The sequence below is a fragment of the Streptomyces sp. LX-29 genome (assembly GCF_029541745.1).
Taxonomy (GTDB): Bacteria; Actinomycetota; Actinomycetes; order Streptomycetales; family Streptomycetaceae; genus Streptomyces.
In genome coordinates, this window is the sequence record NZ_CP089746.1 from 7,100,535 (window position 1) to 7,122,189 (window position 21,655).

Below are 21,655 nucleotides of genomic sequence, written 5' to 3' on the forward strand. Positions count from 1 at the left end.
CCGAGCATGGCTGAAAACAGGGTAGTGCTGCGTGCCGAGAAGGTGCGGCGCGAGTTCGTCAGCGGGGATTCCGCCGTGGAGGTCCTCAAGGGCTGCAGCCTGGAGGTGTCCGCGGGGGAGTTCGTCGCCATCGTGGGCAGGAGCGGCAGCGGCAAGTCCACGCTGGCCAACGTGCTGTCGGGGTTGGACCGCCCCACCTCCGGCACGGTGACGCTGCTGGGCCGGGACCTGTCCCGGCTCGGTGAGGCCGAGGCCGCCGCGATGCGGGCCCGGGAGATCGGCTTCGTGCTCCAGAAGGACAACCTCATCCCGTCCTTCACCATCGAGGAGAACGTGGCGGCCCCCCTGGTCATGGGCGGCACCAAGCTCAGCGACGCGCTCAAGCAGGCCCGCGAGATGCTCTCCGAGGTGGGCCTGTCGCACCGCGCCAAGCAGTGGCCCGGTCAGGTCTCCGGCGGTGAGGCGCAGCGCGCCGCCGTCGCCCGGGCCTGTGTCGTGCAACCCGCCATCGTCTTCGCCGACGAGCCGACCGGCGCCCTCGACGAGGAGAACGGCCGCCAGGTGCAGGAGATCTTCCACAAGCTCGTCAGCACCACCGGCGCCGCCGGACTGATCATCACCCATGACCGGGACCTCGCCGCCGGCGCGGACACCGTCATCACCCTCGCCGACGGCCAGGTGGTCGCCACCGAGAGGACGGCGTGATGGCGCTCGATCCACACCGCCTCGTCGCCCGCTCCCTCAGCCGGAGCTGGCGGCAGCGCCCCGCCCGGATGGCCGCCGCCATCGCGGCCGGCATCGGCGGCGTCCTGCTGACCACCGCCATGCTGCTGATCTCGGCATCGGTGCTGGACGCCATCAAGGGCGCCTCCATCAGCGGCGTCCGCGACGAGGTCGTCGCCGTCGAGGCGCGCGCCCCCGGCGGCATGACGCGGGACGTGGTCGACCGCACCGAGCGGGAGACCGGGGTCAAGGGCTCCCGCGCCCTGGTGATCAGCACCCGCGCGGCCACCGGCGAGAGCGACTCGACCGACCCGGTCATCGTCTTCGGCGTCGACGACGCCCTCGGCGGCCTCACCGACGAGCGGCTCGCCGAGCAGATCGGCCGCACCGAGCTCGCCGCCGACCAGGTCTTCCTCTCCGCGGACTGGGCCGAGGACCACGACCTGGGCGAGGGCGACACCGTCCGTGTCACCTCCCCCCAGGGCGTCCAGCGATGGAAGGTGGCCGGGCTGCTCGACGGGCAGGTCGCCAACCGCGGGGCGATGGTCATCGCACCGCTGCCCACCGTCGCCACCGCCTTCGACCGCGGCACCCACAGCGATGTGCTGCTGCTCGACCCGGGACAGCGGGACCGCGCGGAGGTGGTGGCCGCCGCCGAGCGGGCCGTCGACGGCGCGGCCGACGTCAAGCGCCCCGACGAGCTGCTCTCCGGCTACAGCAAGACGTTCCGCACCTCGCTCACCATCCTGGGCATGTTCGCGGCCATCGCCGTGCTCACCGCCGCCGTGGTGCTCTTCCTCACCTGGCGCCTCGCGCTGGACGACGCCCGCAACACCCTCGCCCGGCTGCGACTGCTGGGCGTGCGCACCCGACACCTCATGGCCGGCTCGGCCATGGTGATGGTGCCGCTGCTGCTCGGCACCTATGTCATCGGCGCGGCGCTCGGCGTCTGGGTGGGCTCCCTGCTCGGCTCGTTCACCCGCCAGATCACCGATCTGACCCAGCAGGCCGTCACCCCGGGGCTGCCCTGGCAGTGGCCGGCGGCCGGGGCGTTCGTCGCCGCGGTGGTGATGTTCGCCGCCGCCTGGCTCTCCGGCGTCCGCCGGTTCACCAGGATCACCCCGATCGAGGCGGTCACCGGTCGCGACCAGGTGTCCATGACGCCGGGCGGAGTGCGGCGACCGCTGATCGCGGGCCTGGTCTCGCTCGCCGTCGGCGTGGCCCTGGTGGCGCTGGGCCGCGAGATGGTCACCTCGACCAGCCTGGTCTTCCTCTTCCTCGGCGCGGCCCTGCTCAGCGTGGTGCTGCCGGTGCTGGCCGGCGCTCTGCTGCGCGGCGGCGAGCCGGGCCCGGTGCGCCTGGCCGTCGGCCGCCAACTCCAGCTCGGCTGGAAGCGCAACGCCGCGCTCTCCATCACCTTCACCGTCGCCGTGGTGACCTCGGTGGCCATGGCCGGCACCGCCAGCAGCATCAAGGACGAGGTCGCCGGCTCGGTGCAGCGCTGGACCCAGGGCGAGCTGTACGTCCAGGCGGCCGAGGTCGGACAGAACCTCCAGAACGAGAAGTTCCCGCTCGCCCTGGAGCAGGAGCTGCGGAAGGTCGACGGCGTCGAGGCGGTGACCTCCTTCACCTACGCCAGCATCGGCCTCGACGGCCGCAAGGTGCAGGTCTGGAACTGGGGCGAGTCCGACATCGACCGGACCACCGACCTCGAGGTGGTCGAGGGCGAGAAGGACTTCGTCACGAAGCTCGACACCGACGAGATCGTCATCTCCACCAACTACGCCCGCACCCAGGACCTCGGCGTCGGCGACACCATGGAGCTGCCGCTGCCCACCGGACACCGCGAGGTGAAGGTGGCCGCGGTGCTGGAGGACTCCGCCTCCGACGGCGGCATGATCGTCGCCGGTACCCGGCTCTACCGCGAACTCACCGCCGCCCAGGGCGTCTACGAGTACTACGTCGGAGTCAAGGACGGGGCGGACCAGGCGCAGGTCAAGGCCGCCCTGGAGAAGAAGCTCGCCGACCGCTACCCGCGGGCGGAGGTGCTCACCCGCACCGAGATGCGCGACGCCTTCGCGGGCATCACCGCCCGACTGGTCAGCTCCTTCGAGGCGTTCGCCTGGGTGATGTTCATCCTCGCCGTCCTCGTCGGCGGCGCCACCCTCGCCTCCGGCCTGGCGGAGCGGCAGCGGGCGCTGGCCCTGCTGCGACTCGCCGGCGCCACCCGCAAGACCGTCACCCGGCAACTGGTCGGCGAATCGCTGATCGTCGCGGGCTGCGCCTGGATCGTGGCGCTGCCCGTCGGCTGCCTCGCCATCCCGGGCATGCTCGACGCCCAGGCGGGCCAGAGCGGCCTGCTGCCGGGGATCACCGTGCCGCTGCTGCTCAGCGTGGCCAGCCTGCCCCTCGTGGTGGTCTGCATGCTGCTCGCCCTGGCGGTGGCGGGCCCCCGCCGGGCCAACCCGCCGCTGCGCGCGCTGCTGGCCCAGGAGTAGCCCGGACGCCGCGGTGGCGACGACACACACCCCACACCATCGGCCGTATCCCGGCCCCTTCACCGAAACGGGGAGAACAACTGTGATCAGTGGGAAGGAGCGCCGGCTGCGGCGCGTCATGGGGGCGGACGCCCGCACCCTTCTGGTGGCCGTCGACCACGCCCTGACGACGGGCGGCGCGGGCGGGCTGTCCCGGATGAGCACCGTGCTCGGCGCGGTGGTCGCCGGCGGCGCCGACGGCATCGTCGTCCACCGCGGCTCCGCCGCCACCTCCATGCCGGTCCAGCGGGACACCGCGATGATCGTGCACCTGTCCGGCAACACCCGGCTCAGCCCGGGCGGCGAGCTGAAGACCCGGGTCTGCGACCCGGAGACCGCGCTGACGCTCGGCGCCGACCTGGTCTCCGTGCACGTCACCTTCGGCGGCGGCCACCAGGAGGACCGGGCGGCCCTCGCCGACCTCGGCAAGGTCGCCGCCTCCTGCGACCGGCTCGGGCTGCCGCTGCTGGTCATGACCTATGTGGCGGGCGCCGGCGAGAGCCCGGCCGAGCGCGGCGCGGCGGTCATCCACGCCGGGCGGGCCGTCGCCGAACTCGGCGCCGACATCGTCAAGGTGGCCCACCCCGGTGCCGAGCACCTCGACGAGCTGGTCGCCTCCATCGAGGTGCCGGTGGTGCTCGCCGGTGGCGAGGCCGCGGGCGGCTGGGAGGAGTACGTGACCGCCGCCAAGGACGCCATCGGCCACGGCGTGGCCGGGCTGTGCGTCGGCCGCCGGGTCTTCGGCAGCCCCGACCCGGCCGCCGCCGTCGCCGAGCTGCGCGCGGTGGTCCACGGCGCGGCCGGTGTGGGCACGCGTTCCGCTGGGGCCGGGGGCCACCCCCAGCGGTAGCTGGGGGCGGGTGGGCACACCGGCCGCCCACGGCGGGTGACCGCACCACCGTCCCCGGCCACCGACGTCACCGCACCACTTCGAGAAACGCCGCTTCGCGGCACACCCGCTTCGCGGCAACCGCTTCGAGACAGAGGAACACCCGTGGCACAGACCGAACTCTGGGTGGACGTCAGCACCCTGACCCCCGCCGAGACCCCCGACGCGCTGGCCTACCTGCGCTCCTCCGCCGCCACCGTGCTGGTGCTGCGCTACGACCAGTACGAGGAGTGGCAGCCGCTGGACCGGCTGCGCACCGCCTGCCTGGTGGGCGCCGAGGAGGCGGAGCTCGCCGAGCTGATCTCCGCCGACGAGCGCGTCGACGCCGTCATCGCCCGCTCGCCCGCGGACGTCGAGACCGCCCGCCGGACCGCCGGCTCCCGCCCCGTCGGCGTGCGCTGCGAGATCGTCGACGGCGACACCATGAACGAGGCCGCCGACCTGTCCGGCACCGTCGACACGGTCGTCGCCGCCTTCAGCGACGAGACCAACATCCCGCTCGAACTGCTGCTGGCCCGCGCCCAGGGCACCCGCACCGGCGTCGTCAAGCAGCTGCTGAACACCGCCGAGGCCGCCACGGTGGCCGGCGTCCTGGAGAGCGGCCCGGCCGGCCTGATGGTCTCCGCCGAGCGCCTCGCCGACGTGGACCTGGTCACCTCGGTGGTCGCCGCCCGGAGCCGGATCCGCAAGGACCTGGTGGAGCTGGAGGTCACCCGGGCCGAGTCGGTCGGCATGGGCTACCGCGGCTGCGTCGACACCACCACCCTCTTCGGCGAGGACGAGGGCATGATCGTCGGCTCCACCTCCTCCGGCGGCATCCTGGTCTGCGCCGAGGTGCACTACCTGCCCTACATGAACCTGCGTCCGTTCCGCGTCAACGCCGGCGCGGTGCACTCCTACGTCTTCGGCGCCGAGGAGACCGCGTACATCACCGACCTGAGCGCGGGGGAGCACTCTCACGCGGTCGCCGCCGACGGCACCTTCCGCGAGGTGGGGATCGGCCGGGTCAAGACCGAGCTGCGCCCGCTGCGGCTGATCGAGGCCCGCCACGGCGACGTCACGGTCAACGTGATCCTCCAGGACGACTGGCACGTGCGGGTCATGGGCGGCGACGGCAAGCCGAAGAACCTCACCGACGTCACCCCCGGCAGCACCCTGCTGGGCCTGGTCACCGAGCCGGGCCGGCACGTCGGCATCAAGGTGTCCGAGCACATCGATGAATCCTGACGCCACCCTCGCCGACACGGGCCGCGGCACCGGCCGCGGCGGCCGGGTGGACCGCTCCGCCCCGGGCGTCGCCCGCGCCTTCGTACGGCTGTCGAAGGTCACCGTCTACCAGCACTTCTTCCCCTGGGCGCTGGCCGTGGCGCTGTTGGACGGCGCGGCCCTGGACCGCTCCGGCGCGGTGCTCGCCCTGGCCCTGTTCCTGGTCGCCTCGGCCGCCATCGTGGCCTGCACCTCGGCGGTGGACGACATCGTCGGCTACCGCAACGGCAGCGACGCGGCCAACTACCGGGAGGGCGACCTGGGTCGGGACATCCGGCGCAAGCCGCTGCTCAGCGGGGCGATCACCGAACGCGAGGCGCGGCTCTTCGCCGCCGCCACCGGGGCGCTGACGCTCCTCGCCGGGCTCGGCGGCTTCGCCGCCCTGGGCTGGGACGTGCCGGCCGAGTCGATCCTCGTCTTCCTGGCCGTCGCCGCCTGCGCGGTGCAGTACTCCGGCGGCTTCCGGTTCAGCTTCCGCACCGGCGGCTCGGAGACCATGCTGGGCCTCTCCACCGCCGGCGGGCTGATCTTCCCGTATGTGGCGCTGGCCCGCGGCTGGTCGCCGGCGGCCGTGCTGGAAGCGCTGATCATGGGCCTGTGGCTGGTCATGGTCATCTCGTACTCCAACGTCAACGACAAGGAAGGCGACGCCGCCGTCGGCCGAAAGACGCTGGCGGTGGTCAGCGGGCCGAAGGTCTTCAAGACCGCGATGGTGCTGTTCTTCGTCGCCGACGTCGGACTGCTGGCCGGCTGGGCGCTGCTGCCCTCGGTCCCGTGGTGGGGCGTGCTGACCCTGCTGCCCGCGGTCGCCCTGCACGCCGCCCAACTGCGGTACGGGGTGGCCCAGGAGAACTGGCTCAAGGCCCGGCTGTGCGGGTTCGTCGCCTACGACCTCGGGTTCCTCGGGCTGCTCGTCCCGACGCTGTTCATCGCCTGACCCGCCGCGACCGACCGTCCGCCGCCCTTTCTCCGGCCGCCCACCGTCCCACCGTCCGCCCCGTCCCACCGTCCGCCACACCTCGCCCACACGCGAAACCTTGAACAACATCCCTTCACAGGGGGTAGGGGGAGCCATGGCCGTCGTCCACGACGCCACGTCAGAACCATCCACCGACTCGTTGACCGACGCCGTCCGGGAGGCCCTCTCCGGCCTCGACGACGCCCCGGGACTGCGCCGCTTCCCGCGCGCCGTCCTGGAGCGGCTGGGCGCGCTCGGCGTACTGCGCCGCCGCTGGGCGGGCCCGCACCCCGGCGACGTCGTCTTCGGCGTCGAGCTCGCCGAGCAGGTCGCCCTGAGCGCGCCGACCGGCATCGCGGTGGGGGTGAGTCTGCACACCGAGTCGGTGCTGTCCATCCTGCACCGCTTCGGCGGCGACTCCGACTACGTCGCCGACCTGCGCGAGCGCGCCCTCGACGGCACCGCCATCGGGGCGCTGGCCGCCAGCGAGCCCACCGGCGGCAGCGACCTGTCGGCGGTGCGCACCCTGGCCACCCCGGTGGCCGGCGGCTGGCGCATCAACGGCAGCAAGAAGTACGTCTCGCTGGGCGCCGTCGGCGACTTCGTCATCGTGCTGTGCCGGTTGGCCGACCAGAACGGCCGCCCCACCCAGCGGCTGGCCACCGTGGTGGTGCCGCTGGACCAGGCCCATGTGGTGCGCGAGCACGACAAGCTCGGCACCCACGCCCTGGACACGGTGGCCGTGGAGTTCCACGACGTGCTGGTCCCGGCCGAGGCGCTGCTGGGTCGGCCCGGGCTCGGGCTGGTCAACGTCAGCTACGGGCTGTCCTTCGAGCGGCTGGCGGTGGGCGCCCAGGTGCTCGGCGCGGTCGGTCACGCGCTGGGGCTGGCGGTGGAGCACAGCGAGCGCCGCGAGCAGTTCGGCGCCCCGCTCCGCTCCCACCAGCACCTCGAGTTCCGGCTCGCCGACGTCCTGGTGGAGCTGGAGGTGCTGCGCGGGGCGGTGCACCACACCGCCGGGCAGCTGATGACGAAGCCGCTGGACCGCGCCCTGGTGGCGCGCGTCGCCGCCGTCAAGGTGCACGCCGCCCGGCTGGCGGAGCGGCTGGTCAGCGAGTGCCTCCAGGTGTTCGGCGGGGCCGGCTACCTGACCCGCGAGACGCCGCTCGGCCAGATGTGGCAGGACGTGCGGCTGGCCCGGATCGGCGGCGGCACCGACGAGATGATGCTCGCCCTGGTCGCCGGCGAACTCCGCGGCGCGGCAGAGGCGTACGGCTCCGCCGTGCGGATCACGACATGAGCGGGGCGAGCGAGATGACGCACGCGTGGCCGGCCGACTCCTGGCTGCCGCGACCGACCCCGCCGCCCGCCACCCGCGGCCTGCGTCTCCTGGTCGCCGGGCTCACCGGACAGGTCGGCCAGGGGCTGCTGGAGGCGTGTGCCGCCCTCGGCGAGGACGCGCCCGAGATCGTCGCGCTGGTGCGACGCCGCCCACGGGCCGCGCACCTCATGGGCCCGGCCGTGGTCCGACAGCTCGTCGGGGAGGTCACCGCGCCCGGCTGGGGACTGACCGAGACCGACCTGGAGCGGCTCGGCGAGATCGACGCCGTGCTCAACCTGGCCGGCGCCACCGACTGGACCGCCAGCCACGCCCTGCTGGACAAGGTGAACGTCCTCGGCGCGGTCAACGGGCTGGAGGTGGCCCAGGGGCTGAGCGCGCGGCTCGGCCGCACGGTCCCCTATCTGTCGGCGAGTTCGGTCTTCGTCGCCGGGCTCAGCGACGGCAGCGTGGTGGAGGACCTGCTCTCCCCGGACACCGACCGCACCCCGTACGAGCTCAGCAAGTGGACCTCCGAGCGAGCGCTGATCGCCCGCGCCCGACGCACCGGACACCCCGTGCTGGTGGCCCGCGTCGGCGGGGTGGTCGGCAACTCGGCGACCGGGCGCACCACCCGGCGCAGCTCGCTGTACCAGCTGGTGTCCCGGCGCGAGGAGGACTCCGCGCTGCGGGTGCTGCCCGCGCAGCGCGGCGCCCGTGTGGACACCCTGCCGCGCGACGTGATCGGCGAGTCGCTGCTGCGGCTGGTCGGGCACGGCCGCGGCGACGGCTTCGCCGGCTGGCGTTCCGGCGTGATCGCGCAGGTCGCGGCCGGTGAACGCGCCCCCACCCTGGCCGCGCTGCTGGCCCAGCTGGAGGGCATGGACGCCGGCTCCCGCTACCACGTGCCGCGGCTGGTGCCCGCCTCGCGCGGCGTCCTCCAGACCGTGACCCGGGTCGGCACCCGCTATGTGCGCTGGAGCCGACAGGCCGGCAACCGGCTGCACGGGCTCCGCTACGTCACCGTCAACCGAGTCTTCGAACGCGGTCGGTTCGCCGCCCTGACCGGCGGCTGGCTGCCGGCGGTGCCGCTGGAGACCACCCTGCGCATCACCTTCGACCTGGCCGAACAGCGCCCCGCGGCGCCGGTGGCCGACCTGCCGCTCGGGAGGTTCCAGTGAGGGTTCTCGTCATCGGATCCACCGGATACCTCGGCTACTGGGTGACCCGCTCGCTCAGCGAGGCCGGGCACCAGGTGGTGGAGCTCAGCCGGCGCGGCCACGCCCGGCACGGCACCGGAATCGTCGGCGACGTCACCGCCACCCACCTCGGGCTGGGCCCCGAGGCGCTGGAGGAACTCTCCGACGTGACCGCCGTGGTGTCCTGCTTCGGCTCGGTCGACTGGGACCTGGACCCCTCCGCCCTGGTCAACCTCCATGTGACCGGCACCCGGAACGTGCTGAACACGGCGGCGGAGCTGCCGAACGTCCAGCGCGTGGTGCACACCTCGTCCCTGCTGGCGCTCGGCCGCGCCGAGGGCCTGGTCGGCAACCGCGAACTCGCCGTCGGCCAGACCTTCCGCAACTGGTACGAGTACGCCAAGTACCGCGGCGAGGCGGTGGCCCGGCGCGAGCGGCGGGTCCCGGTGAGCGTCGTCCGCTTCGGGCCGCTGCTCGGCCCGGCCCCCGCCGAGCTGGTGCCGCGCACCGGAGGACCGCTCCAGGCGCTGCCCAACCTGCTCCAGGGCATGCCGCTGTTCCTGGAACACGGCGGCCGCTACCCGGTCCACGTCGGCGACGTGGCCGCCGCCGGACAGGTGGTGGCCGAGCTGGCGCTGGCCGCCGAAGCCCCCGACGTCTGCACCTACTTCGACCCGGCCCGCCCCACCCTGGCGCGCGTGCTGCACGAGCTGTGCCAGCCGTGGAACGTCGTGCCGCGGCTGGTGGAGGGCGGCACCCGGGGCCGCTGGCTGCAACGCCAGGCGGTGCGCCGGCTGGGGCTCGCGGCCAGCACCCTGGAGTACGCCTCGCCGCTGCCCACCCTCGACCCCCAGGTGCTCGACGCCCTGCCCCGGCCGGTGCCGGCCGAACGACCCGGATACATCTCGGCGACAGCGGACATCCTGCGCGACGCGCGGCGGGTGCTGCTGCCCGTGGACGCGGAAGTGAGCCTTCGATGACGACACCCGCCCTCGCGCCCGACGGCACCGAGCGGGACACCGGTTGGCAGCCGCCCTTCAGCCGGGTGGACACCCATGTCCACCCCCGGCTGCGGGTCTACTCCGCGGGCAACTTCGGCGAGGTCGCCCCCGAGCGGCTCTCCCCGATGTCCTGGTCGCTGGTCGGCCGTCCCATGGAGCTGGGCACCCGGCGGTTCATCGGCCGGGTCCTCGGCCACCCCCGCTGGACCACCGGCTCGACCTACGTCTTCACCGGATACCTGGGCCTGCGCCCGTACCACAACCTCACGGCGTACTGCCATGTCGCCGAGGAGGTCGTGCTCACCGAGCCGCAGGACGTCACCGAGGCGTACTTCGAAGGCGTCCAGCCGCCGCCCCCCTCCGACGTGGAGCGGGTCATGGGCTGGCGCAAGGTCATGGTGGGCCCGCGGATGCTCACCGAGCTGCTGCGGCTGCGCACCCGCAACGCCAGGCTGGAGCAGCAGGTCTTCGCCTTCGAGCAGGACGTGCGGGACGCGGCCGCCGCCGGCGGACTCGACTGGCGGCTGGGGGAGTTCACGGCCCGCGGCAAGCGGTTGCTGGAGATCGCCTGGGAGGTGCACATCACCTGCACCTCCGGCGCCGTCGCCGCCGAGGTCGTGCGCCGCAAGGTCACCGACAGACTGGTGCCCCACGCCGACTCGGTGGCCGGCTGGCTGCGCGAGCCCGCCGAGCTGCCCTGGACCCGGCTCTTCGGCCTCGGCCCCATGGCGGACGGCCCCGCCGGCTTCCTGGACAAGGTCTTCTACGAGGTCGCCGACCAGCACCTGCCCTGGGCCGAGTACGCGGTGCGCCCGCTCGCCAAGCCCATGGAGGGCAACGGCGGCCCGGCCGAGGTCAGTCCGCGCGAGGCGCTCATCGGCATGCGGGGGGCGCTGCGCGGCCGGGCCGTCGACGCCTCCGTGCTCTTCCTCGGCGACATGATGTCGGTGCGCGAGCAGAGCAAGTCCCTGGCGATGCGGCTGCTGCACGTGCACCGCACCCTCGCCCGGGAGCTGGCCCGCGCCCGCGGCGTGGCCGACGCCGACTGGCCGTACCTGTCCATGGACGAGCTCAGCGGCCCGGCCGTGCCCGACCCCGTCGAGATCGACCGGCGCCGGGAGTCCTGCGCCGAGGCGCTCGGCCTGGTCATGCCGGACTATCTGGACCTGCGCCCGGGGGCCTCCCCGGACGCGGTGCCCCGGCGCCGCCCCACCGGCGTCTCGCCCGGGGTGTTCGAGGGCACGGCCATCGGCGTGGAGGACATGCCGACCGAGGACGGTGTGGTCCTGGTCTGCGAGAGCGCCGACGCCAACATCATGCCCATCCTGCCCTTCGTCGGCGCGGTGGTGACCGCGCGCGGCAGTCAGTACTCGCACGTCGCGATCCTGTGCCGGGAGATGGGGGTGCCGGCCGTGGTGTCGCACCCGCTGGCCTCCGACATCGCACCGGGCCGCCGCGTGCACGTGAACGGTGATACGGGAGAAGTGAGGATCCTTGACTGAGAACACCGCCATCGACACGGCCGCCGGCACCGCGGCCCCGCACTCCATCGAGGCCATCGTGGCCACGCTCGAGGAGGCCATCGCCGTCGACCGCCCCCGCCGCGACCTGCGGCTGACCGACTCCATCAGCCAGGACATCCGGCTGGACTCGCTCGCCCTGCTGGAGGTCCTCACCCGCGTCGAGGAGGAGTTCGGCATCGAGCTGATCGACACCCCGGAGACCTACACCGCGGGCACCGTCGGCGACCTCGCCGCCGTCATCCAGAGCAAGGTCGCCGCCACCGGCGCCGATACCGGGCAGGCGGTGTAGGAGACCGGATGCGCGACCTGACGAGCTGGCTCGACAATCCGGCCACCGACGCCGGGATCACCACTTACGACGGCAAGCAGTGGACCCGCCACACCTACGCGGACTTCGCGGACCAGGTCTTCGGCGCCGCCGCCGCCCTGCGGCGGCAGGGGGTCGGCCGGGGGGACCGGGTCGCGCTGGTCCTGCCCTCCGGGCCGGAGTTCACCCGGTACTTCTTCGCCGCCATGGCGGTCGGCGCCACCCCGACGCCGATCGCCCCCCGCGGCTACCAGGGCCCCGTCGACTACGGCACCTTCGTCGCCGGGCTGCTGGACACCCTGCGCCCCGGCTGCGTCGTCGCCGAGGGGCCCGTGCTGGACCTGCTGGCCGGGCTGCCGGAAGCGGCGCCGCGCGTCATCGACGCGCGGCGGCCGCTGCCACCCGCCGATGACCGCACCCGCGTCGTGCTGGACAAGGACGACCTGGCACTCATCCAGTTCACCTCCGGCTCCTCCAGCGCCCCGCGCGGCGTGACGCTCACCAGTGAGGCAGCGCTCGCGCAGGTGGCGCTGCTGGAGGACAAGTACCGCATCGAACCGGAGTCCTCCTTCGGCTCCTGGCTGCCGCTCCACCACGACATGGGGCTCATCGGGCTGTTCCTGACCCCCGTGGTGCTCGGCTGCGAGGTGTCGCTGATGCGGCCCGAGCACTTCGTCCGCCGCCCCCTGGAGTGGCTGAAGATCTTCGGTGAGCGCGGCGGCACCATCTCCGCGATCCCCAACTTCGCCCTGGAGCGGGTGGTGCGCCGGGTGCGCCCGGAGGACCTGGAGGGCATGGACTTCGGCCGCTGGCGGGCGCTGATCATCGGCTCCGACCGGGTCAGCATGTCCGTGCTCGACGCCTTCCACGGGCTGCTCGCCCCGCACGGGCTGACCCGGGAGGCCCTCTCGCCCTCGTACGGCATGGCCGAGGCGACCCTCGCGGTCTCCGGCGTCGGCCACGGCCGGGAGCCGGAGGCGCTGCTGCTGGGGTCCACCGAGTTCAGCCAGGGCGCCCCGGTGCGGATCGCCGGACGGCGCCGGCTCGCCGGGGCCGAACCCGGCGACCGGACGCTGCACAGCGTGGTGTCCTGCGGCACCGAGCTGGTCGGCGTCGACATCACGGTGACCGGCGAGGACGGCCACGCGCTGCCCGACGGGCACGTCGGCGAACTGCTGGTCCGCTCGCCCGCGCTCTCCCGCGGCTACTTCGGCGCGCCGCCGGAGGACGACCGGTTCACCACCGGCGGCTACCGCACCGGTGACCTCGGCTTCCGCCACGAGGAGCAGATCTACGTCCTGGGCCGGGTCGGCGACTCCGTCAAGGTCAACGGGCGGTACGTCACCGCCGAGGACGTGGAGCTGGCGCTGGTGCGGGTGCTGGAGCTCCAGCACGACAAGCTCGCCGTCGTCCTCCACTCCGTCTCCGGCACCCCCGCGGCGCTCGTCACCGTCCAGCGCGGGGCGGAGACCCTCGACGTGACCCGGCTCGGGGACGTCCTGGAGTCCTTCGGGCTCTCCGCCGACCGCACCGCCGTGCTGCACGTGGGCGCGCTCGCCGTGCCCCGCACCACCAGCGGCAAGCCGCAGCGCGGCAAACTCTGGCGGTCGCTGGTCGGCGGCGAGCTCACCGGCACCCCGGTGCACCTGGGCGAGGACTTCCCCTACGCCTTCACCACCGACCCCGACAGCGGCCGCTCACGGGTCGTGCCGCAGCACAGGGACGAGGGCGAGGGCACGGACGGGGCCGCCCGCCCGGACGGAGCCGCCCAACCGGACGGGGCCGCCCGCCTGGACGGGGCCGTGCCTCGCTCGGCGGAGGAGTCGCGCGCCCTTCTCGGTGGCAAGGGTCACCACCTGACCCTGATGCGCCGACTCGGCCTCCCCGTACCGCCGTTCGCGGTGCTGGACTCGGCCGAACTCGCCGCGCGCCCGGTGGACGCGGAGCGGATCCGCGAGCTGCTCGGCCCGCTGGCCGAGGCGGCGGCGGACACCATGGCCCCGCGCGAGTCCGCGGTGGGGCTCGCGGTGCGCTCCAGCCCCCCGCGGAGCATGCCCGGGATGATGGACACCCTGCTCGGCATCGGGCTGTCCCCCTCGGACGTCGAGCCGCTGGCCCGCCGGCTGGGCGACCGCGCCGCCGCCTGGGAGGTGCTGCTGACCCAGGCCCGCCATCTGTGCCGCCACGTCGGCGGCGCCGACCCGGCGCGGCTGGCCGCCGCCGAGGGCGACCCGACCGGCGGCCTGACCGGCGACCCGACCGGCGGCCCGGCGGAGCGGTACGACCGGCTGCGCCGGCTCTACGCCGAACTCACCGGCGCCGACTACCCCGTGGACCCGGTCGACCAGGTGCGGGTCGCCGTCGAGGCGGTGCGCGCCTCCTGGAACTCGGAGCGCGCCCGACAGTACCGGCAGGCGCACGGCATCCCGGAGCGGCCCGGCCCCGCGGTGGTGGTGCAGGCGCTGGCGTACGGCATGGCCGGCGGCGCCTCCGGCAGCGGGGTGGTGTTCAGCCACAACCCGATCAACGGGGACGAGGGGCTGTTCGGCGAGTACCTCACCGGCTCCACCGGGGAGGACCTGGTCTCCGGCACCCGCACCCCGCAGGCGGTCGCCGCGCTGGAGGCGCAGGACCCCCGGGCGCACCGGCTGCTGACCGAGCTGGTCGCCCGGCTCCACCACGAGCTGGGCGCCATGGCCGATGTCGAGTTCGTGGTCGAACGCGGCAGGCTGTGGCTGGTCCAGGTGCGCCCCGCGGCCGCCGCGCCCCACGTCCTCAACCGGGTCGCGCAGCGCATGTGGCGGGACGGCCGGCTCACCGCGCGGCAGGCCCTGGCCCGGCTGGACGCGGACGCGCTGTTCGCCTCGCCGCCCGCGCGGGTCGCCGGCGAGCCGCCGGGGCTGCTGGCGGTCGGCCTGCCCGCCTGCGCCGGCGTCGCCCACGGCCCGCTGGTCACCGGCGTCGAGGAGGTCTTCCGGCACCCGCCGGGCACGGCGGTGCTGCTCCGCCCGACCACCGAGCCCGCGGACTTCCCCGCCATGACCCAGGCCGCCGCGGTCCTCACCCTGGAGGGCGGAGGCACCTCGCACGCGGCCGTCGTCGCCCGCGAGTTGGACCTCCCCACCGTCGTCGGCGCCCAGCTCCTGGATCCCGACCTCGCGGCCCGGCTGCGCGCCGCGGAGACCGAGGGGGAGCCGCTTCCCGAAGTCACGGTCTGCGGCACCACCGGCCGCGTCTGGCTGGGCCGGGTGCCACCCGCTCCCGGCGACCCCGACCTGGGCCGGGCGGCGGAGCTCCCGGGCGCCGTGGAGACGGGGACGGTGGTCTGCCGTACGGCGGGGCCGGAGGCCGCGGCCGAGGCCGGCCGCGCCGTGGTTCTGGTGGACCGGGCCACCGGCCGGCCGCTGGCCGTCGCGGCGGACCCGGACCCGACGGCCGCCGCATCGGCCCCGGAACGGGCGCTGGTGTGCGCCGCGGAGGACGAGCTGCCCGCGGACGGCGGCGATCGGCTCGTCGCGACGGGCGACCCGGCCGTGGCCGAGACCTGGGCGGCGCGGGGCGGTCGGGTCGCGTATCTGCACCCCGCCCCCGACCCCGCCCGTCCCTGGCGGACCCGACTGCCGGACTGCCGTCTCGCGTTCGTGGCGCTGCCCGCCGCCGACCAACGGGAGCACGCCCGCTGGTCCCTGGCGATCGCCGCGGCCCGGCGAGACGCCCGGTGACCGCACCACCGGCCGGGCGCGCGACCGACCGGCCCCGCGCGCCCGGCCACCCGACCGCGCGGGCCTGGGAACGGCCCGAAGGGGAGGGGGCGGCACCCGCCCAGACGCCACCGGGTGCCGCCGCGGGGAGTACCGGGACGGGAACCCCCGAGGAGTCGGCGCCCGCCGGGCCCGGGGCGCCGCCGCCGGGCATCGGCTTCACGTCGACTGCCAGGGCTCCCGGGGGTGCTGCCGCGCTCCGCTCGGGGGAGCGGTCGGCGGCCGAGTCGGGGGTGTCGGACCCGTCGGATGTCGATCCGGACCTCGATACGGGCGCGGATGCGCGGCGGGGCGCCGGTCTGATGTCGGAGCCTTGGGACGTCGATCGGGGCGGCGGTGTCTCGTCGGGTGCCGGAGCGGTCCTCCGCGTCACCGGGTCGGAGCCCGGCACGCGCCCCGGCGCCGCGCCGGACGCAGGGGCGGGGGCCCGCCCCGGGAACGGGGGAGTGGCGACGGGCGACCGGGCTCGGGATCCGGTCGGGGGAACGGAGGTCGCCCCGGCCCTCGGCCTGGGAGCGGCTCCGGGAGTCCCCGTGGTCGACCTGGGAGTCGCCCCGGCTCTCGACCCGGGCGTCGACCCGGGTCCCGGCACCGCGCTGCGGGACCTGCGGCGGCAGTTCGAGGCGGTGCGCGCGCTGCTGGCCGAGGTCGGCGAGCGGGAGTTGGAGCTGCCCACCCCGGCCGCGGGGTGGACGGTGCGGGACCAGATCGGACACCTGGCGGACACCGAGGAGGTCGCGGCCGACACCGTCACCGGGGGGCCGCGGAGCTTCGCCGAGGCGCTGCGCCCGTATCCGGACGCGGCGGCGTTCACAGCGGCCGGGGCCGCGCGGGCGGCCGGCCGCGGGCGGGACGAGCTGGTGGCCTGGCTGTGCCGGGCGCAGGAGGCGACGTTGGCCGCGCTGGCGGGGGCCGGGCCGCGGGCACGGGTGCCCTGGGGGCTCGGCCTCTCGGTCGGCGCCTTCACCCAGGCGCGGCTGATGGAGAGTTGGGCGCACGGCTGGGACCTGGGCCGGGCGCTCGGCACACCGGACCGGCTCACGGCGGAGGCGTGGCATGTGGCCTCCCTCGGCCATGACACGCTCCGGTTCGCCCTGCTGCGGGCGCGGGTGCGGACCCCGCCGGGACACACGCTCCGGCTCGACCTGGACGCGGGCCCGCTCGGGCGATGGACGTTCGGGCCGGCGGAGGCCACGGACGTGGTCTCCGGACCCGCCGAGGCGTGGGTGAAGACGGTGACGCGCCGCGCGGCCGCGGAGGCCCGGGAGCGGCTGCGGGCGGACGGCCCGCTGGCCCGGCTCGCCGTCGCCCACGCCCAGGCGTACCTGTGACGCGTGCGCCCGCACGCATCCGCTATCCGCTGGCCCCGGGCGTATCCGGGGCACGGAGACGACACGAAAGGCAGAACGGACGGATGAGCATCCACGAGGTCGACGGGGGCATCCTGCACGCGCTGCGGGTGGCCGGCTGGCTGGGCGCCGAGCGCTTCCCCGCCTGGGGAGTGGCGGAGCCCGAGGACGCGCTGACCCGGCTGGTCGAGGCGGGCCGGGTGCGGCTGGTGCGCAGCCCGCGCGGCGAGATGTACGGGCTGACACCCGAGGGCACGGAGGCGGCGACGTCCGCGGTGGCCGCATGGCTGGCCGGCCTCGACCCGGCCGGGAGTGCCGCGCTCGGGGCGGCGCTCGCCGGGTTCGAGGCCCACGACGGGGCGTTGAAGCACCTGGTGACGAGGTACCAGGCCGGTGCTCGGGACACCGTCGGGCAGGATCTGCGCGACTTCCACGAGCAGGCGCGCGGCGCGCTGGACGCGGTCGTGTCGGCCGCTCCGCTGTGGGCGAGCTACCCGGAGCGGTTGGAGAACGCGCTGCTCCAGGTGGAGAAGGGCGAACTGGACCACGTGGCCTCGCCGTTGCTGGAGAGCTACCACACGGTCTGGCACCTGGCCCACCGGGACATGCGGCTCGTGTGCGAAGCCCGCCGGCCCTGACCGGAGCGGCGGAGACCTCGACATGAGCAGAAGACCCAGGGTGATATGCCTGGTGGGGGCCGGGCCGCGGGGGCTGTCGGTCCTGGAGCGGCTGTGTGCCCAGGAACGGACCGCGGGCGCGGCGGCGGTCCCGTTGACCGTCCACGTCGTGGACCCGTACCCGCCGGGCGCCGGCGCCGTCTGGCGCACCGACCAGTCCCGCCGGCTGCTGATGAACACCGTTTCCTCGCAGATCACGGTCTTCACCGACCACACCTCGCGGATCGACGGGCCGATCGAACCCGGCCCCAGTCTCCACGCGTGGGCCTCCGCCGGGCCCGAGGAGGAGGGGCCGGCCCGCGCCGAGGCGCGCGGGCTGGGCCCCGACGACTACCCCACCCGCGCGCTCTACGGCGCCTATCTGCGGGCCGTGTTCCGGCGCGTGGTGCGGGGCGCCCCCGCCCATGTCACCGTCGAGACGCACCGCTCGCGCGCCGTCGAGCTGACGGAGGACCGGCCCGGCGGCGCGCAGTCCGTGCGGCTCGCCGACGGGCGCCGGCTCACCGGTCTGGACGCCGTCGTGCTGGCGCAGGGCCATGTGCCGGTCCACCCGCGGCCCGAGGAGCGGCGCACCGCGGGCCTCGCCCGCGACCTGGGCCTCACCTACCTCGCCCCCGGCAACCCGGCCGACGCCGACCTGAAGGCCATCGGTCCCGGCGAGCCGGTGCTCCTCCGCGGCCTGGGGCTGAACTTCTTCGACTACCAGGCGCTGCTGACCGAGGGCCGGGGCGGTGCCTTCGCCCGCGTGGGGGAGCGGCTGGTCTACCACCCGTCGGGCCGCGAGCCGCGGCTGTACGCGAGCTCCCGGCGGGGCATCCCGTACCACGCCCGCGGCCGCAACGAGAAGGGCGTCGCCGAGCGGCACCTGCCGCGGCTGCTGACGCCCGAGCTGATCGCCCGGCTGCGCGAGCGGACCGAGAAGGGCGAGCCGGTGCGCTTCGGCGCCGAGCTGTGGCCGCTGATCGCCGTCGAGGTGGAGGCCGTCTACTACGGCACCCTCCTCCAGGCCCGCGGTCGGGGCGCCGAACGGGCGGAGTTCACCCGACGGTTCCTGGACGCGGCCGACGCCGCCGAGCGGGCCGCGGTGCTGGACGCGTACGGCATCGCGGCCGCCGACCGCTGGGACTGGGGTCGGCTCTCCCGCCCCACGGACGGCCGCCGGTTCGCCGACCGCGACGACTTCCGGCGCTGGCTGCTGGAGCACCTGGCGCGGGACGTGGCCGCGGCCCGGGCGGGCAACGTCGGCGGCCCACTGAAGGCCGCCCTGGACGTGCTGCGCGACCTCCGCAACGAGGTGCGGCAGCTGGTGGACCACGGCGGGCTGGAGGGCGGTTCGTACCGCGACGAGTTGGCCGGCTGGTACACCCCGCTCAACGCCTATCTCTCCATCGGCCCGCCGGCGTCGCGCATCGAGGAGATGATCGCGCTGATCGAGGCGGGGGTACTGGAGCTGACCGGCCCCGGAACCGAGATCCGGGTCGACACCGCGCGGCCGGCGTTCGTGGCCACGTCCGAGAGGGTGCCCGGCCCACCGGTGCGCTGCTCCGCGTTGATCGAGGCCCGGCTGCACGAACCGGACCTGCGCCGCACCGCGGATCCGCTGCTGCTGCGGCTGGTGCGCGCCGGAGCCGCGGTGCCGTACCGCATCGGGTCGACGGACGGGGGGAGTTGGGAGACCGGTGGGCTCGCGGTCACCGAGCGGCCCTACCGGCTGGTGGAGGCGGACGGCCGCGCCCATCCGCGCCGGTTCGCCTACGGCGTCCCCACCGAGTATGTCCACTGGGTGACCGCCGCCGGTATCCGTCCCGGCGTGGACTCCGTCACCCTGGGCGATTCGGACGCGATCGCGCGGGCGATCCGACAACTTCCCTCTCCTGAGGGGGAGTCGGAGACGCCCGTCACCGATTCCCTGGGAGTGAACGCATGAACAGCAGAGCCGACAGGACCGACGCCCCGGTGGACGCCGGGCTGCTCTCCCCGGTACGCGCGGGGACCCCGGTCGAGCGGGTGGTGGACGACGAGGCGTGGCTGGCGGCCATGCTCGACGCCGAGGCCGCGCTCGCCCGGGCGCAGGCGCGCCTGGGCACCGTGCCGCCGAAGGCCGCCGAGACCATCACGGAGGTGGCCCGGGCGGGCGGGCTGGACGTACGGGCGCTGGCCGTCGCGGCCCGCGAGTCGGCCAACCCCGTGGTGGCGTTGGTGCGGATGTTCACCGAGGCGGTGGCGGCCGCCGACCCGACGGCCGCCGAGTACGTCCACCGCGGCTCCACCAGCCAGGACGTCTTCGACACCGCCGCGATGCTGGTCGCGCGCCGGGCGGTGCGGCTGATCCGCGAGGACCTGCGCCGCACCGCGCACGCGCTGGCCCGGCTGGCCGCGGAACACCGCGACACCGTGATGGCCGGGCGCACCCTCGCCCTGCACGCGGTGCCCGTCACCTTCGGACTCAAGGCGGCCGGCTGGCGCCAGCTGGTGCGGGACGCCGACGACCGGCTGGCGCGGGTGGAGCGGGACGGGCTGCCGGTCTCGCTCGGCGGCGCCGCCGGCACGCTGGCCGGATACCTGGAGTACGCGCGCCTGGACTCCGCCGCCCTCCCGGAAGGCTCCGAGGGCGCTGAGGGCTGTGGGGGTTTCGACCCCGCCGGATACGCCGTACGGCTGGCCGACGCGTTCGCCGACGAGACGGGGCTCGCCCGCCCCCGGCTGCCCTGGCACGCGCTGCGCACGCCGATCGCCGACCTGGCGGCCGCGCTGGGGTTCACCGCCGGGGCCCTGGGGAAGATCGCGGCCGATGTGCAGACCCTGGCCAGGACCGAGATCGGGGAGGTCGCCGAGCCCGCCGTGGCCGGCCGCGGCGCCTCCTCGGCCATGCCGCACAAACGCAACCCGGTGCTGGCCACGCTGGTCCGCAGCGCCGCGCTCCAAGTCCCCGCGCTGGCCGGCGGACTGACCCAGCTGCTGGTCTCGGAGGACGAGCGGTCCGCCGGCGGCTGGCACGCGGAGTGGCTGCTGCTCCGTGAGTGCCTGCGCCTGGTCGGCGGCGCCGGTTCGACCATGGCGGAGCTGGCCGAGGGGATCGAGGTGCGGCCCGAGCGGATGCACGACAACCTCCGCCTCACCGGCGGCCAGGTCGTCTCCGAACGCGTCAGCGCCGTGCTCGCCCCGAAGCTGGGCAGGACGGCCGCCAAACGCCTCCTCGACGAGGCGTCCACGACCGCGCGGCGCACCGGGCGACCGCTCGCCGAGGCCCTCGGACGACTCTCCGAGATCGCGGGCGTCCTCACCGCCGAGGAACTCGCCGAGCTGTGCGCCCCCGAGCGCTATATCGGCGCCGCCGCCACCCTGGTCGACCGCGCCCTCTCCCAGCCGGACGCCCACCCCGCCGACCAGGCACCGGCCCACCCGGCCGCACGGTAACCACCGGCGCCGCGCGCCACACTCGACACCGGCGACGCGAGGTGCGCGGGGCGCCGACCAGGCGCGCCGACGCCCGGCACCAAGGCCAGGTGCCAGGGCCCGGCACCGACGCCCGGCGCCAACGACGCGCCCTGCTCGGCGCCGGCCACGCGCGCTGTGGCCGGCGTCGACCACCCGAGCTGTGTTCGGTGCCGGCCGCGCGCGCCGCCGCCTGGCACCAAGGCCCGACACCAATGACGTGCGCCATGCTCGGCGTCGACCGCCCGAGCTGTGTTCGGCGCCGGCCGCGCGCGCCAACGACGCGCGCCATGCCCTGGCGCCAACGCCCGGCACCAACGCCCGGCCCAACGACGTGCGCCGTGGCCGGCGTCGACCACCCGAGTTGTGCCCGGTGCCGACCACGCGCGCCGACGCCCGGCGCCTACGACGCGCGCCATGCCCGGCGCCGACGCCCGGCACCCACGACGCGCGCCCTGCCCGGCGCCAGCCGGGTAAGCGCTCCGGGGGACGTGCCGCGACATGCGTCGATCGCCTGCGGGCCCGTGGTGGCCGGTCGCGCAGTTCCCCGCGCCCCTTCAGGGCGCTCCCGGTGTCGTGGCGTGTCCGAAGACGCCCCGGGGGATGGCTGGCGCCCCGCCCGACCCTCGACAGTGGCGCACGCCTCACCAACCGCGGGAGCGCATCGGGCGCCTCCCCACGATCGTGGGGGCTGACCGGCCGTCACGGCCGA

At 75.2% G+C, this 21,655-nt stretch carries 15 protein-coding genes; all 15 read left to right on the plus strand.

The window, feature by feature from the left end:
• The first annotated feature begins 6 nt into the window (after positions 1-6).
• The 15 genes from LRS74_RS29715 to pcaB all read left to right on the plus strand — a co-directional run bounded on the left by LRS74_RS29715 (position 7) and on the right by pcaB (position 20,925).
• On the plus strand, positions 7-705 hold the full coding sequence (locus tag LRS74_RS29715; RefSeq protein WP_277743885.1) for an ABC transporter ATP-binding protein: 699 nt from the start codon (positions 7-9) through the stop codon (positions 703-705).
• Positions 705-3,221 carry an FtsX-like permease family protein gene (locus LRS74_RS29720; protein WP_277743886.1) on the plus strand — a complete coding sequence of 839 codons (2,517 nt, stop codon included), beginning with the start codon at positions 705-707 and terminating at the stop codon, positions 3,219-3,221. The genes LRS74_RS29715 and LRS74_RS29720 overlap by 1 nt, the downstream gene beginning before the upstream one ends.
• Before the next feature lie 82 nt (positions 3,222-3,303).
• Entirely contained in the window at positions 3,304-4,110 is an 807-nt protein-coding gene (locus LRS74_RS29725; protein WP_277743888.1) for a fructose-bisphosphate aldolase, read from the plus strand.
• A 144-nt stretch (positions 4,111-4,254) separates the two neighbouring features.
• Complete coding sequence (locus LRS74_RS29730) at positions 4,255-5,376, plus strand: 3-dehydroquinate synthase II (protein WP_277743889.1); 1,122 nt, start codon at positions 4,255-4,257, stop codon at positions 5,374-5,376.
• The gene (locus LRS74_RS29735; protein ID WP_277743890.1) at positions 5,366-6,352 is read left to right on the plus strand and encodes a prenyltransferase; all 987 of its coding nucleotides are present in this window, start codon (positions 5,366-5,368) and stop codon (positions 6,350-6,352) included. Before LRS74_RS29730 ends, LRS74_RS29735 begins: the two co-directional genes overlap by 11 nt.
• 136 nt (positions 6,353-6,488) lie before the next feature.
• Entirely contained in the window at positions 6,489-7,673 is a 1,185-nt protein-coding gene (locus tag LRS74_RS29740; RefSeq protein WP_277743891.1) for an acyl-CoA dehydrogenase, read from the plus strand.
• The gene (locus LRS74_RS29745; protein WP_277743892.1) at positions 7,670-8,872 is read left to right on the plus strand and encodes an SDR family oxidoreductase; all 1,203 of its coding nucleotides are present in this window, start codon (positions 7,670-7,672) and stop codon (positions 8,870-8,872) included. Before LRS74_RS29740 ends, LRS74_RS29745 begins: the two co-directional genes overlap by 4 nt.
• Positions 8,869-9,870, plus strand: coding sequence for an SDR family oxidoreductase (locus LRS74_RS29750; RefSeq protein ID WP_277743893.1), 1,002 nt, complete (start codon positions 8,869-8,871; stop codon positions 9,868-9,870). The genes LRS74_RS29745 and LRS74_RS29750 overlap by 4 nt, the downstream gene beginning before the upstream one ends.
• Entirely contained in the window at positions 9,867-11,393 is a 1,527-nt protein-coding gene (locus LRS74_RS29755) for a PEP-utilizing enzyme (RefSeq protein ID WP_277743894.1), read from the plus strand. Before LRS74_RS29750 ends, LRS74_RS29755 begins: the two co-directional genes overlap by 4 nt.
• The gene (locus LRS74_RS29760) at positions 11,386-11,703 is read left to right on the plus strand and encodes a phosphopantetheine-binding protein (RefSeq protein ID WP_277743895.1); all 318 of its coding nucleotides are present in this window, start codon (positions 11,386-11,388) and stop codon (positions 11,701-11,703) included. Before LRS74_RS29755 ends, LRS74_RS29760 begins: the two co-directional genes overlap by 8 nt.
• Positions 11,704-11,711: 8 nt before the next feature.
• On the plus strand, positions 11,712-15,443 hold the full coding sequence (locus tag LRS74_RS29765; protein WP_277743896.1) for an AMP-binding protein: 3,732 nt from the start codon (positions 11,712-11,714) through the stop codon (positions 15,441-15,443).
• 572 nt (positions 15,444-16,015) lie between these two features.
• Positions 16,016-16,813, plus strand: coding sequence for a maleylpyruvate isomerase family mycothiol-dependent enzyme (locus LRS74_RS29770; RefSeq protein WP_277743897.1), 798 nt, complete (start codon positions 16,016-16,018; stop codon positions 16,811-16,813).
• Between the two features lie 83 nt (positions 16,814-16,896).
• Complete coding sequence (locus tag LRS74_RS29775; protein ID WP_277743898.1) at positions 16,897-17,469, plus strand: hypothetical protein; 573 nt, start codon at positions 16,897-16,899, stop codon at positions 17,467-17,469.
• Between the two features lie 22 nt (positions 17,470-17,491).
• On the plus strand, positions 17,492-19,435 hold the full coding sequence (locus LRS74_RS29780) for an FAD/NAD(P)-binding protein (protein WP_277743899.1): 1,944 nt from the start codon (positions 17,492-17,494) through the stop codon (positions 19,433-19,435).
• Positions 19,432-20,925 carry a 3-carboxy-cis,cis-muconate cycloisomerase gene (gene pcaB / locus LRS74_RS29785; RefSeq protein WP_277743900.1) on the plus strand — a complete coding sequence of 498 codons (1,494 nt, stop codon included), beginning with the start codon at positions 19,432-19,434 and terminating at the stop codon, positions 20,923-20,925. Before LRS74_RS29780 ends, pcaB begins: the two co-directional genes overlap by 4 nt.
• The last annotated feature ends 730 nt before the right edge of the window (positions 20,926-21,655 follow it).

Coding starts and splice junctions, on each gene's coding strand:
- LRS74_RS29745 (WP_277743892.1), top strand. CDS start 7,670: ATGAGCGGGGCGAGCGAGATGACGCACGCGTGGCCGGCCGACTCCTGG.
- LRS74_RS29775 (WP_277743898.1), top strand. CDS start 16,897: ATGAGCATCCACGAGGTCGACGGGGGCATCCTGCACGCGCTGCGGGTG.
- pcaB (WP_277743900.1), top strand. CDS start 19,432: ATGAACAGCAGAGCCGACAGGACCGACGCCCCGGTGGACGCCGGGCTG.
- LRS74_RS29720 (WP_277743886.1), top strand. CDS start 705: ATGGCGCTCGATCCACACCGCCTCGTCGCCCGCTCCCTCAGCCGGAGC.
- LRS74_RS29715 (WP_277743885.1), top strand. CDS start 7: ATGGCTGAAAACAGGGTAGTGCTGCGTGCCGAGAAGGTGCGGCGCGAG.
- LRS74_RS29765 (WP_277743896.1), top strand. CDS start 11,712: ATGCGCGACCTGACGAGCTGGCTCGACAATCCGGCCACCGACGCCGGG.
- LRS74_RS29740 (WP_277743891.1), top strand. CDS start 6,489: ATGGCCGTCGTCCACGACGCCACGTCAGAACCATCCACCGACTCGTTG.
- LRS74_RS29780 (WP_277743899.1), top strand. CDS start 17,492: ATGAGCAGAAGACCCAGGGTGATATGCCTGGTGGGGGCCGGGCCGCGG.
- LRS74_RS29755 (WP_277743894.1), top strand. CDS start 9,867: ATGACGACACCCGCCCTCGCGCCCGACGGCACCGAGCGGGACACCGGT.
- LRS74_RS29735 (WP_277743890.1), top strand. CDS start 5,366: ATGAATCCTGACGCCACCCTCGCCGACACGGGCCGCGGCACCGGCCGC.